This window comes from Kluyvera georgiana, from assembly GCF_050990895.1.
Taxonomy (GTDB): domain Bacteria; phylum Pseudomonadota; class Gammaproteobacteria; order Enterobacterales; family Enterobacteriaceae; genus Kluyvera; species Kluyvera georgiana.
In genome coordinates, this window is the sequence record NZ_CP158865.1 from 1,167,666 (window position 1) to 1,180,582 (window position 12,917).

The window sequence follows — 12,917 nt, forward strand, 5'->3', positions numbered from 1 at the left end:
GATTCAACTCACAGGGATGGTTAAAGAAAGTGGTTTGCCGGTGGCTTTTACTTCGCCGGTCAGGTCAACAACCATCTGGCCGTTAAACTGGCGCTCGACCGTCAGCGCGCTGATGCTGATGCGCGGTTCCCACTTCAGCAGCGCCATATAACAGGCGCACATAATTTGCAGCTTCAGCGCGTCGGTCTGCGGCTGGTCAATCAGGGAGAACAGCAGCGACCCATAATCGCGGCGCATCACGCGAGAGCCGACCGGCGTACGCAGAATGTCGCCACAGCTCTGACGGATATGCTCAACGTCAGTAATAGCGCGCCCGGTCTCGCGGCTCATGCCGATATAACGGATCGTCATTTCGTGCCCTCCGTCCAGTCGTTACCGTGCTGAATGCCGCCGTGAGCGTGCTTATCGACCGCTACGCCGTTTGATTTGAACGTACCGCCGGTGTGCTCGATATCGCCGCTCATCGTTCCGCCTTTGGTGACCTCGAGCGTCGCGGCTGTCAGTTTGTTGGTGCAGACCACTTCCGGGGTATCGAGGGTGATGCGGGTCTCGGCTTTCACCATCACCAGCGGCACCGTCGCGGTGATGGAGTCCGACGCCGTCACGTCTGCGGTTTTAATGCCGCTCACTGTCAGCGCGCCGGTCTCCGGCTCGTACTCGATAACCGCGCCATCAGCAAAATCGATATGCAGCGCATCAGCCGACGCCGACGGCGCAGGATGGTCATCAGAGAAAATACCGGGCAGCACAAAGGCGGTGTCGAGCTCGCCGCCCACGGCCAGCAGTAAAACCTGTTCGCCCACAGACGGAGCCCACCAAGTGCGAGAGCGACCGGCGCGCGTCGTCAGCCACTGAAGCCAGTCGGTAACGATGCCGCCAGTCTGGACGCGACAGCGCCCGTCATCGAGGTCGACTTCGACGATGACGCCGGTGCGGATCAAATTGCGTAGGAGGCGTAAAGCGTCCTGAAGAGTTGCGCGAGTATTCATACACTGGATGATGTTGCCTGGGGTACGGAACAGCAACCTAGCAGCGTTTTACCATGGACAGCACAACTTAAGTTAGGCATGCTGATACACATAAATTATGAATGGGAATGTAGGAGTCTTTATTGTGATAAAAGCAATAAGCGATACCCAAATTGATCTGGAAGCAAGTGCAGGATATAAACCTCCAACTATAGAGTCTGGTATAGCCCCATTACCATTTACTGATTTAGGCGATAGGGAGTTTGAACTACTTTCTTATTTGTTGGTGAAGCGTGAAATAGATGAGGGGAAACACCCCTTATTCACAAAAATAGTTTTAATGCAAGGTGTTGGGGAACGAGGTCGGGATTGCATTCTGTATCGTAATGACATTGTTTGCGGAGTTATTCAGTGTAAAAAGATAACCAGCCGAATTAGCAGGCCTGTAGTCATCAAAGAAGTAATAAAATTCTTGCTTTTTTACCTTCTTGATAACTCATTAATGCCTACCCCAGCAGCTCATCAATATCACCTCTATGCTGCAATGGATCTATCTGAGCCCGCTGCTATTTTTCTTAATTCTCATATCAGTGAATTAGATGTAGAGGTCAATGAAGGTAGGTTTGACAATTATGTCAAACAAGTCACTGATGATTACGAGTCATTTTCTTGCTTCAGGGAAAACCCACCAGTTGACAATGTGTTGAATTTATTTAAGGGGTTGTCTTTTTCCTTTTCAAACTCTATAGACTTAACTGCTCGTGTTTATAATTATAGCAACCTAGTTTCTTTGTTTTTTAGAACGGTAAGCATAGTGGATATCGAAGGGGCTGATAGAGTATTCAGAAAAGCACTGGATGATTATGGGATTAAATATTTAACAGATGACGATCTTAAAGCCGTACAAGGAAGAATTGGGAATATAGATAAAGAGCATAGAGTTAGTCTTGGAATTGCTGACTTTTACGGTCTTAGCCGGGATTTCTTTAGCCATATGGGAGAAGAGGATTTTAAAGCTGTACTCAGTTCCATTGCAGAAGTTCAACGACTGTTTGACAGGCTCATAATAAATATTTCACAAAAAAAGATGAATGATCTTGTTTTGTCAGAGATTACCGAAAATCTTTTAAATAAAGGACGTATTCATCCTTTCAGTGTCATTATTGCCCCGCCTTATCTTATTCGTCGAATCTTCCAAGAAACGTTAGGTAAGTCAATATCTAATGAATTTAAATCAAAAGATTTTATGAAAACGTTGACTAAAAAAGAAACTTTAGAGTTAGTGGTAACAGAAACACTCAATAGTAGCAATAGAGTAATGAATGGTGATCTTTCTCATCTTACAGGAAACGAAGATGACATTAATTTCAAAATGAGAATTTTTGAGCGAATACATCAAGGCTTTAGTACAATTACTGATGCTGAGAAACAACTAAGAAAAGATCTTGAAGTCCTACAGCCTATACTCGATGATATTGAAATGAGAGTGACCAAGTTAATTTGCCCACAAAGAACCATTATTATCAATGATACTGCATTTATTGATGATGCGGAAAAATTCAAAAAAGTTATCAATAATTTGATATCCTTTATGTAAAACCAAACATTCAATGATATTTTAATGGGAATGCCGCCAGTCATACCTGCGGCATTTAATAACTAACGACGTGTTACATACATCTTAAATAGATAATTTGCAGATAATAATATTTTCTATAGTTTGTCGGTCTTCAGCGTTAAACCCGATGAGCGGTCGGGCGGCGTACTGCACCGGCGCGCTGTTTCGCCCTGGCTTATCCTTCAGGCCGTACTGATGCACATTCACCATCCTTTGCACCTTGCCGGTAAATTCCACGACGGCAGCGTCATTTCCTGCCGTGGCTTTCATAAAGCGACTGGTGCGGAGTTTGGCGAACATTTCCCGCTTAACCCGACCTTTCTTCGCTTTCACCGGCTGGCGTTTTCGCGCGGCGTATGGGGTGCCGTCGGGCGCTTTCTGCGTTTTAATCCGGCGCTGTTGTCGGGTTCGCAGGGTCTTCGCGATATCTGCGGCCATCCTGCGCCGGGCGGTTGGTGACAGCGCCGCAATCAGACCCGCGAGCTTATCGTCGAACGGTTTAAAGTCGTTCATACCAGCGGCTCAGGTGGCTGAGGTTCTGGCACGGTCTCAATATGCAGCTTATTCCCGTCTTCCCTGACGATGGTGCGCTCGGTCAGCATCAGGCTGATACTGATATCGGCGCTGTCGTTGTCGTTGATATCGGCGAAATAGGTGAAGCCTTTTTTACGCCCCTCATCGGTCGTCATGATGTCGGCCTGATGGATGCGCAGCCATGCCTGAATCGGCACGAGCAGCAGCTCGATATCGCCGGTGAAGTCGGTCACCACCACATTGAGCGTGTACTGATTTTCGAAAGACAGCGACGCCGCCAGCGTCGAGGTAAGTTTTCCGTTATCGATAAAGATGCGCATCATTTCAGGGTTACGCGCCAGCACCGGCACGGCGTCAGTTAAGGCTTTTCGCAGACTCTTTGGCTTGTACATCGATTTTGTCCTGGCAGTTTTTTACCGTTCTGACCTGAAGCGCGCAGCGCTCGAGGGCGCTTTCGAGCTGGCGTATATCCGCACTCAGATCGCCATTGGTAGTCGGGTCACTTCCCGGCATCGGGCAAAGGCTGACCCTCGGGCAAGCGTTGTAAACAATCACCGGCGTCGGCACAGGCGGCGCGCTGGTGCAACCGGCGCACAGCATCAGGCAAATCAGCGCTATACCAGCGGCGTAGCTGTTCGTTTTCATTAAGTAACCTCGTGATGGTCTGTTCCCGACGTTGCGCCCGAGCTCCGGCATCCATGAGTTCGCCGCGCAGTAAGACCTGAGCGGTCTCGTTTTCACCACTGATACGGTGGGCGGTTTTGAGCTGGCTTTTCAGCATGCTGATAACCGTTTTTTGCTCACCCGCGACTTTATTTGCCCGTTCAAAAGAGCGGCTCAGGTTGGTGTTTTCGTGACGCAACCACAGCAGCCCGGCCACGGCCAGCGTTAACAACACAATCAGCGTTTTCATTTCACCCCCTTCAGGCAGTTTGCGCGCTCGCGCAAGCGGCGATTTTCGAGCCCGGTATTACGGACGCCATTCACAAACACCCAGCGAGTGAGCTGGTCACAGGCTTGCCACCATTGTCGGTGCTTCAGGTGATAAACCAGCGTTGAGCGACAGGCCGCACCGGTGCCGACGTTAAAGGCGAAGCTGACCAGCGTGTCATAGACCGCCTGTGGCATTTCCACCGGCACACAGACCGCGAGACGTTTCTCGACGTTCAGCACGTCGGCAACCAGATTCACGGCGGCTTCTTTCTCGGTGATATCCCGTTTCGGTACCACCCCGGCAGTGTGGCCGATGCCTGACGTCCACACACCCGCGCTGCACTGGTAAGGGCGCAACCGGCAACCCTCGAGGTCGGCAATCAGCGCGAGCCCCTCCGGCGAGGTGTGAAGCAAACGAAAATCAGGCACCAGTGCCGCCAGCGCCAGCACGACGGCCACACTGCAACGTTTAACGAATGAGCCCACGAATAACCCCCTTATCAATCCCCATCGAGACGAGATAGCGGTATTTCTTGTGCTGGTACCAGAAGTTCACCAGCGCGGTAAAAATGGCGCAGCCACCCCCGACATAAAGCGCCAGCCGTTCCGGCGTCTGCGTACCGAAATATGCCAGCACCACTGACAGCCAGTAGGTCAGAAAGGTCGTGATTTTTTCCATCGTCAGTCCCATAGGTTCACGGTCTCCGATACCGGCGCGGTGTCGACTTCAGGCAAGCTGACCTCCGTGCCGTGCGGCAGGACGACGCCCAGCTCGGCGAGACCCGGATTAGCCAACAGCACCGCCTCGACAACACCCTCAGTGCGCCCGTAATGGCGCTGGCATAACGTGTCGAGCGTGTCGCCCTGATGCGCGATGACGTTCATCAGATTTGCCCTATGATGCAGCGCGCTTTGTCCTGAATACGGGCGATAGACCAGCGCATGTCACGCCACATTTCATCAATTGTCGGGTCAATGCTGTCGGCCTTTTTGTCGCCTTTGGCGCTGGCATCGACGCCGCGATATTTCTCGTAGAGCGTCGCGGTCGTCATCGCTCGCACAGCGTTGAAATAGTGGAAAACCCGCACACTTTCACCGTCGAGCATATCCGTCGGCACGTTCTCAAGTAGCTGATAACCACAGGAGAGCTGATAATCGCGCCACTCGGCCAGCTCGGCGTTGGTCTCAGCCATCGCGGCGATAATCGCAGTACGTAGACGCACCGGCGTCACGGTCTGCTCGAGGCGCATTTCATCGCGTATACGCTTTGGGTCAACGTCGGGGAAAAAGGCGTTATTTTTAATCACCGGCTCCTCAACCGGCACTGGTGGAACGACCATCTGGTCGCGCGGTTGCGTCGGGTTGTTCATCACAATCATGGTCATGAGTTCCTCAGAAAATAGGTGGGCGGTGGTCGCCGGTCGCAGTTGCGGTAAATTACCGACATTGACCAGCGAGCCGCCCGGCGCGGGGCGCGTTCGGTTAACCGGTGACTTTCTTCGGGCGTCCTCGCCCTCGTTTCACCGGTGAATCTGGTTTTTTAGCGGGTGCCTTTTTCGCGGCGGTTTTCTTTTCCACTTTTTTGGCGGCGACCGGCTTCGGGAATACCTCGCGGGTGAGCGTCTCAATGTCCTTGCGAACACCGGCGTTAGTGTCGAGCTGTAAGGCGCGTTTCAGATGTCCTAGCGCCTCGGGAAGCTGACCGGCATCACGCAGCGCCAGCCCGGTAACCTTATGCAGCCGGGCGCGGACTTCGTCGGGCATGTCGGCGGCTTCAGTCATGCCGATGACCTCGAGCAACTGAGCGGCGTCGACGGGCTCACCGGCGATACGGGCGCGGGTTGCCGCGAGCGCGACCTCTTCGGCCAGCATGTAAGGCGCGGGGCGGGAATGGTTTTCCGGCATCGAGAGACCGAAGCGCAGCGCATAGCGCGCAATCTCAATCGCGCCGGTGATATCCCCCGCATCAAGACGCCAGAGCATCACCGTCATCAGAATGTCATCCTGTGCGCCGGTGCCGCTTTCCAGTACGCCAGCGACCCACGGCAGGTACAGCGGGAGTAATTCGCGTTTTTTATCCGCTTTGCGTTCTTTCGAGCGGATTTCTGAAAGCGTCCGGCGGTCTGCGGCCAGCTTAACGAGCATTTGCTCGTAAGCTGAGGCATGACGCAGCGGGGCGTTTTCCCGCTGCGATGCCTGAATGGCCGAGACCCGCATCGCGTGACGCTGTGCGGGGGTTGCCATCGGTTAAGCCTCCGTACCGTCAGTGGTGTCAGCCGGTGCGGTACCGGTCAGGGACTGCATCGCCTTGACCATTGCCGCCGCGAAGATTTCCGCGCTGGCCGCTTCCGGGGTGTCGGTTTCTTCCGGCTCGAGGATCTCGATATTTTCAATCAGACACCCGGCCTCGTAGTCCTCGATGACGAAATCGACTTTGACCTGTTCGTAGTTTTCCACCTGGTCGAGTTTCGGGTTCTCGACGATGTGGCGGCGGTGGCCGTCCTCGTACAGATAAATCGAAATGTTATCCAGCGTGGTGATGAAAATACTGTTCGCCGGGAAGAACGGCGCGCGCACAGCCTGAAGCTGACCGATGGTCTTCTGGCTGATAATCAGCTCACCGGCGAGCTGTTCACTGTTCGCCTGGAATTTATTAATCATCGGGAAGTATTTGTCGGTCAGGATGCGGCGACCACAGATAACCACCATTTCCGGGTTTTCACGGTGAATTTCCGCGACCAGCGATTCAAAGGCATCCATCACCAGCGCGTCGAGGTTGGCGTAATGACCACCTTTACCCACCTTGATGGTGTCCGAAATCACCGTACCGTCATCGTCGGTGACGCTGGACATCACGCGCTCAGGCGCGTCTTCGCGGTATTTCTGCAACCAGCCGACGGCCACGTCCTGAAGTAACGGGTTTTTGGTACGGTCGGAGGTCGCCGCGCGGCTCACGCCGTTAAAGCCGATGGTGATGTAATCCAGTGCCTGACGCTTGATGATGGCGTTGCGAATGCGGATCTGGAAATCCTGAAAACGCGCCCAAAGGTCGAGCTTGTTGTACTTCAGGTGATAGTCGAAGTTCACCGGGTGGCAGAAATAGCGGTACGCATCCATTTTCGAGAAATCAGCGGTTTTACGCTCGACGCCGCCGTCAGTGTCGGTGGTACTGGCAATGGAGCCGGTCACATCAATGCCGACTTTCTCTTCGGTCAGCTCGGAGACAGTCACCATGTTGATGAGTTTCAGGAAACTGGACGACTGCTGAATTTTGTCAAACAGAGTCTGAGTGACCGACGGCTCAACGGTGAATTTCTTGTTCAGGTCGCTGACCTCGATGCCGTTCAGCTCGGCGATACGGCTCAGGTACTGATTGAATTTAAAACGGGTCTCTTTACGCATGGATTTTATATTCCTTCGGGTTTATCAGGGGTTAGCAGTCGGTCAGCGTGGAGCCAGCCGCATCACCGTCACCGCCGGTGCTTAACTTACGGCGCGTCTGCGTTTTGTCTTCGGTGTGTTCCAGCGTGGTTCTGATGGCGCTGAATTGCTGCGTGGTGGCTGCGGCCTGTTCGGTCAGCGCCTTTTTGACGTTGGCGAGCTCAGTTTCAAGCTGGCTGAAACGTACCTCGGCGCTTTCGCTGCCGGTCAGCACCTGCTCGGCGATGGCGGTCACGGCTTCGTGCACATCACCGAATCGCGCGTCGTCGCTGGCCTGTTTACGGCTGAAGATGCTTTTCACCGTGTCGCTCAGACGGGTGATGATGGTCTCGGGCTGGTCTTCGAATTCCAGCTCGGCGAGCGTTGCCACAGAGAAGAAATTCTCAGGGCTGGCTTTAAAGCGGTTGAGGGGGTTGTGTTTCGCGGTACGGCAAAACTCGAGATATTCAGTACCGAGGCTTGCCGGGTCGTCAGTGACGGCCAGACCAACCAGATAGCATTTGCCGCTGTTGGCAAAGTTCGGTTGAATTTCCATTGAGGTATAGACTTTCTGTCCCGCCTTATTCATCGCGACGAGGTCATCGGTCGGTGTGATTTTGGCGAACAATGCCAGCTTGCCGTTGAGCGCTGAATCATCGTCAATCACTTCAGCTTTCAGCTCAGCCACATCGCCATAACGTTTAAATACGCTGTCAGGCAACAGGCCGCGCAGGTGCTCGAGGTTAATACGGCAACCGTAGACGCGCGGGTCATACGAATCAGCCATTTCCTGAATATCGGTCGCACTGATAACGCGACCGTCGCAGGTGTCACCCTCGACGCCGATGCGAAACCATTTCGAAACTTTTTTAGCCATGTGTCAGGTGTCCTGAGTTGGGTTATCGGGTCGGATGTAGTTTCCCGACTCAGCCCTTCGCCAGCCACCTGTTGCGGAAGTGCAACCCCTGACACAACAGTGGTTTAGCGATTCATCCCCCCTGAATCTTTAGCCTTGCCATGTACTCATCACGGCGAGGTTTTATGACCACTACAACCGACACATCATTACTCAGCGACCCGCGACGACAGGCCGCGCTTTTGTTCTGGCAAGGGTTCTCCGTGCCACAAATCGCGGAGCAATTGCAGGTTAAACGCCCCACGGTGCAGAGCTGGAAGCAGCGCGATAAATGGGAAGAGACCGCCCCTCTGAACCGGGTCGAGTTCACGCTCGAAGCGCGACTGATTCAGCTCTATGCAAAGCCCGACCTGACCGCTCACGACTTTAAGGTCGCGGATTTTCTGGCGCGCCAGATGGAGCGCCTCGCAAGGGTTAATCGCTACGGCCAGACCGGCAACGAAGCGGATTTAAATCCGAAGGTGGCCAACCGCAACAAAGGGGAAAAGAAGAAGCCGAAAAAGAACTTTTTCAGCGAGGAGGCTATCGAGAAACTCGAAGAGATTTTCCTCGAGCAGTCTTTCGAGTATCAGCTCGAGTGGTGGCGCGCGGGACTGGCGCACCGTATCCGGCACATCCTCAAATCGCGACAGATTGGCGCGACGTTCTACTTTGCGCGTGAGGCGTTACTACAGGCGCTGAAGACCGGCCACAACCAGATTTTTTTATCGGCCAGTAAGACGCAAGCCTATGTATTCCGTAAATACATTATCGCTTTTGCCCGACAGGTTGATGTCGAACTCACCGGCGATCCGATTGTGCTTGGCAACAACGGCGCAGAGCTGATGTTTCTCGGCACCAACGCCAACACCGCGCAAAGCCACAACGGCGACCTGTATGTCGACGAAATTTTCTGGATCCCCAACTTCCAGAAGCTGAAGCGCGTCGCCGGTGGCATGTCGTCACAGGAGCATCTACGCACGACCTACTTTTCGACCCCGTCGTCGCTGGCACACGGTGCCTATCCGTTCTGGTCGGGCGAACAGTTCAACCGTGGGCGCTCGGACAAGAGTGAGCGGGTCGATATCGATATCAGTCACGCCGCACTCGCGAAGGGTGTCGCTTGCCCTGACGGCCAGTGGCGGCAGATTGTCACCATTGAGGACGCACTCGCCAAAGGGTGCACCCTGTTTAACATCGATACGCTGAAGCGTGAGAACAGCGTCGACGAGTTCCGCAACCTGTTTATGTGCGAGTTCGTCGACGATAAAGCGTCGGTATTCCCGTTCGAAGAGCTTCAGCGCTGCATGGTCGACAGCCTCGAAAAATGGAGCGATTACGCGCCATTTGCCGACCGGCCATTCGGTCACCGCCCGGTATGGATTGGTTATGACCCGTCACTACGGGGCGACAGCGCCGGGTGCGTCGTCATCGCGCCGCCGGTTGTCGCCGGTGGCAAATTCCGCATCCTCGAGCGTCACCAGTGGAAAGGCATGGATTTTGCCCAACAGGCCGAATCCATTCGCGAGCTCACGCAGAAATACACCGTCGAATACATCGGTATCGATGCGACCGGGCTCGGTCAGGGCGTCTTCCAGTTGGTGCGCTCGTTCTACCCGGCAGCGCGGGAAATTCGCTACACGCCGGAAATGAAAACCGCGATGGTGCTCAAAGCAAAAGACACCATTCGCCGCGGTTGCCTCGAGTACGACGTCAGCGCGACCGACCTCACGCAGTCGTTTATGTCGATTCGTAAAACCATGACCAGCAGCGGCCGCAGCTCGACCTATGAGGCCAGCCGCACCGAGGAAGCCAGTCACGCCGACCTCGCGTGGGCAACCATGCACGTATTAATCAATGAGCCGCTGACCGCCGCGACAGGCGAACAGTCATCCAGCATTATGGAGTGGAATTAATGAGCAAAAAACGCAACAAGCGCCAGCAGCCGCGCACCGAAAACCGCACCGCCGCCCCGACGCAGAGCATGGAGGCGTTCACCTTTGGCGAGCCGACGCCGGTACTCGATCGCCGCGACATTCTCGATTATGTGGAGTGTATCGATAACGGCCAGTGGTACGAGCCGCCGGTGAGCTTCTCCGGGCTGGCGAAGAGCATGCGCGCCGCCGTTCACCACAGCTCACCGATTTACGTGAAGCGTAACATTCTGGTGTCGACCTACATTCCGCACCCGCTGTTATCCCGTCAGGACTTCACCCGGTTCGCGCTCGATTATCTGGTCTTTGGTAATGCGTTTATCGAAGAGCGTCGCAGCCTGACCGGCAAGCCGTTAAAGCTGGAAACCTCACCGGCGAAATACACCCGCCGTGGCATTGAGGATGATGTGTACTGGTACATTCAGAGCTACACGCAGCCGCACCAGTTTAAAGCCGGTTCCGTCTTCCACCTGCTTGAGCCTGATATTAATCAGGAGCTTTACGGGATGCCGGAATACCTGAGCGCGCTTAATTCAGCCTGGCTGAATGAGTCGGCGACGCTTTTTCGCCGCAAGTATTATCAGAACGGCGCCCACGCCGGGTACATCATGTATGTGACTGACGCCGCGCAGAGTAGTACCGACGTCGAGGCGCTGCGAAAAGCGATGCGTGATTCGAAAGGGCTCGGCAATTTTAAAAATCTGTTTTTCTACGCGCCGCACGGCAAACCGGACGGGATTAAAATTGTGCCGCTGAGCGAAGTCGCGACAAAGGATGACTTTTTTAATATCAAGAAAGTCAGCGCCGGTGACCTGCTCGATGCGCACCGCATACCGTTCCAGCTTATGGGCGGCAAGCCTGAGAACGTCGGCTCAGTTGGCGACGTTGAGAAGGTGGCAAAAGTCTTTGTGCGTAACGAGCTGACCCCGCTTCAGGCCCGGTTCATGGAGCTGAACGAGTGGGCGGGTGAAGAGATTATCCGTTTCGAAAAATACACGCTCGGCGACGACTGATAACCCCACCCATAGCCGCCCGTCGTGGCGGCTTTACCCCCACCGCACACAACGGCCTCAGCGCCACGACACGCCGTCGTCACGCCTCAACACCTTACGACTCACCCACGACCGTTTAAACGCCACTGTGACGCGCTCAGGCGCTGATAAATAAAAATAAATACCACGCTCAGCGCGCAATGCTTACCCCGCCACGCCTGCCCGCTTTATGGGTCGGTTTTAATGCAGGTGCACGAACACGCCGGAGGCGCGCCAGCACTGGCGGCGCTCAGACGCGACAGGGGAGGAAAACGCATGCAATTCGATGCAGTAATGAATGCATTCCTATTTTTCTGCTGAAATTTGAATTTTGTAGTTGGATAAATCAGCTCTTGCCACGAGCAATTCAATACCGTTCTCTCTTGCGTATTTGGCTATAGAATCCCGGATTTCACCTGTTAATCTATCGCCTATAATAACCGCATCAATGCATCGATTATTTAGCTGCACAGCGTATCCGTGAGCGCTTTCACTCATATCCTCACTGCTAACATACTTCAGGCTTCTAACTTCTTCTTCTTTCTTCCAGTCGTTATGCTTAGTCAATGAGAAACGACTGTTAATCGTGCTAGGAAGGCCTCTAACTTGTTCCAACAAATGTTTATATATATCTATTGTTGGCGCTGTCTCAACGTAGTCGACATCATCAAACTCAATACCTGATTCAACTAGCTTTTCTTTGTTATAGGCAAAGCAAACCCCTTGCATTCCATTGCCGTAGTAGCCCCACATCAAGCGACTATCATGCGCCTTGGTAAAGCATGCAACTACGATGTTTCGCTGAAGGTCTTCAACTAAGCTGGTTACTGTTTTCTTGCCTAACATATCATTTAAGAACTTATAAATCGGTGACAAATCATTAGAAAGAAAACAGCGTTCAATATTTACTCTGTTTTCCTTAAGGAAATTTGATTTTTTTATTATTGTCGCAACATCATCGCGACTAAGTTTACTTACATCTCTTGGGTCAAAATTAAAAAACATTTCAAACGGGTCATTAAGCCACCTGGCCTTTGAATGCCAAATAACATTATTGATTAGCTCATTAACCGTGTTCTCATTGTCTGCACGAAATCTAAATAAATGAGTATCGCTTGATAAATACATTCCATATCACCATCTAATCATACCCTTTCGCTCTATCCTATACATAAGCAAATATGTTGCAACACCCGTAGGTGTTGGATTCGAACCTATGACCGATTCGGGACGGCGATGAAGTGCTAAAACAATGACAACTGGCTATCTGGATCATCAACACTCATATCCTGAAAATCGCTTTCTTTCTCCATATTGGTAACCATCAGGATGAAGCTAATACCATCGAAAAGAGATGTTGGCTTTTCATACTCGATGATGAAGACGCCGTCATAGGTTCTGCCTAGCCAATACCCGCCGCCATACTCTTTCGCGCGCTGAAAGAACACCCAACCACCGGGCTTAAAATTCTTAAGACTATCGCCCCGATAAACTACCTGATAGTTACTATCGGACTTAGACATATTTACCTCTCAATATTGCTAACGCCTCGCAATGCGAGTTGTTCAAACCCGTTGATGCTAA

The 12,917-nt window shown here is 52.9% G+C and carries 18 protein-coding genes; 3 read left to right on the forward strand and 15 right to left on the reverse strand.

Features of this window, described 5'->3' with window-relative positions; translation table 11 throughout:
• Positions 1–3 precede the first annotated feature (3 nt).
• Positions 4–351, reverse strand: coding sequence for a GPW/gp25 family protein (locus tag ABTW00_RS05565; protein ID WP_433639427.1), 348 nt, complete (start codon positions 349–351; stop codon positions 4–6).
• Positions 348–989, reverse strand: coding sequence for a phage baseplate assembly protein V (locus tag ABTW00_RS05570; RefSeq protein ID WP_433639430.1), 642 nt, complete (start codon positions 987–989; stop codon positions 348–350). The genes ABTW00_RS05565 and ABTW00_RS05570 overlap by 4 nt, the downstream gene beginning before the upstream one ends.
• A 124-nt stretch (positions 990–1,113) precedes the next feature.
• Between ABTW00_RS05570 and ABTW00_RS05575 the strand changes: the two genes are divergently transcribed.
• Positions 1,114–2,565: a hypothetical protein gene (locus ABTW00_RS05575; RefSeq protein WP_433639432.1), complete on the forward strand. Its 1,452-nt coding sequence runs from the start codon at positions 1,114–1,116 to the stop codon at positions 2,563–2,565.
• Between the two features lie 84 nt (positions 2,566–2,649).
• On the opposite strand, the gene ABTW00_RS05580 is transcribed toward ABTW00_RS05575, so the two are convergent.
• The 11 genes from ABTW00_RS05580 to ABTW00_RS05630 form a co-directional block, all read right to left on the reverse strand.
• On the reverse strand, positions 2,650–3,099 hold the full coding sequence (locus ABTW00_RS05580) for a phage virion morphogenesis protein (RefSeq protein ID WP_433639435.1): 450 nt from the start codon (positions 3,097–3,099) through the stop codon (positions 2,650–2,652).
• Positions 3,096–3,512: a phage tail protein gene (locus ABTW00_RS05585; RefSeq protein ID WP_433639438.1), complete on the reverse strand. Its 417-nt coding sequence runs from the start codon at positions 3,510–3,512 to the stop codon at positions 3,096–3,098. Before ABTW00_RS05585 ends, ABTW00_RS05580 begins: the two co-directional genes overlap by 4 nt.
• On the reverse strand, positions 3,475–3,720 hold the full coding sequence (lysC, locus tag ABTW00_RS05590) for an Rz1-like lysis system protein LysC (protein ID WP_249221867.1): 246 nt from the start codon (positions 3,718–3,720) through the stop codon (positions 3,475–3,477). The genes ABTW00_RS05585 and lysC overlap by 38 nt, the downstream gene beginning before the upstream one ends.
• Positions 3,620–4,033 carry an Rz-like lysis system protein LysB gene (gene lysB / locus ABTW00_RS05595; RefSeq protein ID WP_433639441.1) on the reverse strand — a complete coding sequence of 138 codons (414 nt, stop codon included), beginning with the start codon at positions 4,031–4,033 and terminating at the stop codon, positions 3,620–3,622. The genes lysC and lysB overlap by 101 nt, the downstream gene beginning before the upstream one ends.
• Positions 4,030–4,539 carry a lysozyme gene (locus ABTW00_RS05600; protein ID WP_433639443.1) on the reverse strand — a complete coding sequence of 170 codons (510 nt, stop codon included), beginning with the start codon at positions 4,537–4,539 and terminating at the stop codon, positions 4,030–4,032. The genes lysB and ABTW00_RS05600 overlap by 4 nt, the downstream gene beginning before the upstream one ends.
• The gene (locus tag ABTW00_RS05605; protein WP_433639445.1) at positions 4,523–4,744 is read right to left on the reverse strand and encodes a primosomal protein; all 222 of its coding nucleotides are present in this window, start codon (positions 4,742–4,744) and stop codon (positions 4,523–4,525) included. Before ABTW00_RS05605 ends, ABTW00_RS05600 begins: the two co-directional genes overlap by 17 nt.
• Positions 4,735–4,938, reverse strand: a complete 204-nt coding sequence (locus tag ABTW00_RS05610; RefSeq protein WP_433639447.1) for a tail protein X — start codon at positions 4,936–4,938, stop codon at positions 4,735–4,737. The genes ABTW00_RS05605 and ABTW00_RS05610 overlap by 10 nt, the downstream gene beginning before the upstream one ends.
• Entirely contained in the window at positions 4,938–5,438 is a 501-nt protein-coding gene (locus ABTW00_RS05615; RefSeq protein WP_433639449.1) for a head completion/stabilization protein, read from the reverse strand. The genes ABTW00_RS05610 and ABTW00_RS05615 overlap by 1 nt, the downstream gene beginning before the upstream one ends.
• 97 nt (positions 5,439–5,535) lie before the next feature.
• Complete coding sequence (locus ABTW00_RS05620) at positions 5,536–6,297, reverse strand: terminase endonuclease subunit (protein WP_433639452.1); 762 nt, start codon at positions 6,295–6,297, stop codon at positions 5,536–5,538.
• Positions 6,298–6,300: 3 nt separating this feature from the next.
• A complete protein-coding gene (locus ABTW00_RS05625; RefSeq protein WP_433639454.1) occupies positions 6,301–7,455 on the reverse strand; it encodes a phage major capsid protein, P2 family in 1,155 nt (384 codons plus the stop codon).
• Positions 7,456–7,486: 31 nt separating this feature from the next.
• Positions 7,487–8,350: a GPO family capsid scaffolding protein gene (locus ABTW00_RS05630; protein WP_433639456.1), complete on the reverse strand. Its 864-nt coding sequence runs from the start codon at positions 8,348–8,350 to the stop codon at positions 7,487–7,489.
• Between the two features lie 164 nt (positions 8,351–8,514).
• On the opposite strand from ABTW00_RS05630, the gene ABTW00_RS05635 reads away from it, so the two are divergent.
• Both ABTW00_RS05635 and ABTW00_RS05640 read left to right on the forward strand, forming a co-directional pair.
• On the forward strand, positions 8,515–10,284 hold the full coding sequence (locus ABTW00_RS05635; RefSeq protein ID WP_433639458.1) for a terminase ATPase subunit family protein: 1,770 nt from the start codon (positions 8,515–8,517) through the stop codon (positions 10,282–10,284).
• Entirely contained in the window at positions 10,284–11,315 is a 1,032-nt protein-coding gene (locus tag ABTW00_RS05640) for a phage portal protein (RefSeq protein ID WP_433639460.1), read from the forward strand. The genes ABTW00_RS05635 and ABTW00_RS05640 overlap by 1 nt, the downstream gene beginning before the upstream one ends.
• Positions 11,316–11,639: 324 nt before the next feature.
• Here the strand turns inward: ABTW00_RS05640 and ABTW00_RS05645 are convergent, their stop codons facing one another.
• Positions 11,640–12,461 carry a DUF2971 domain-containing protein gene (locus tag ABTW00_RS05645; protein ID WP_433639462.1) on the reverse strand — a complete coding sequence of 274 codons (822 nt, stop codon included), beginning with the start codon at positions 12,459–12,461 and terminating at the stop codon, positions 11,640–11,642.
• Positions 12,462–12,577: 116 nt separating this feature from the next.
• Positions 12,578–12,856 carry a hypothetical protein gene (locus ABTW00_RS05650; protein ID WP_433639465.1) on the reverse strand — a complete coding sequence of 93 codons (279 nt, stop codon included), beginning with the start codon at positions 12,854–12,856 and terminating at the stop codon, positions 12,578–12,580.
• Positions 12,857–12,917: the final 61 nt, after the last annotated feature.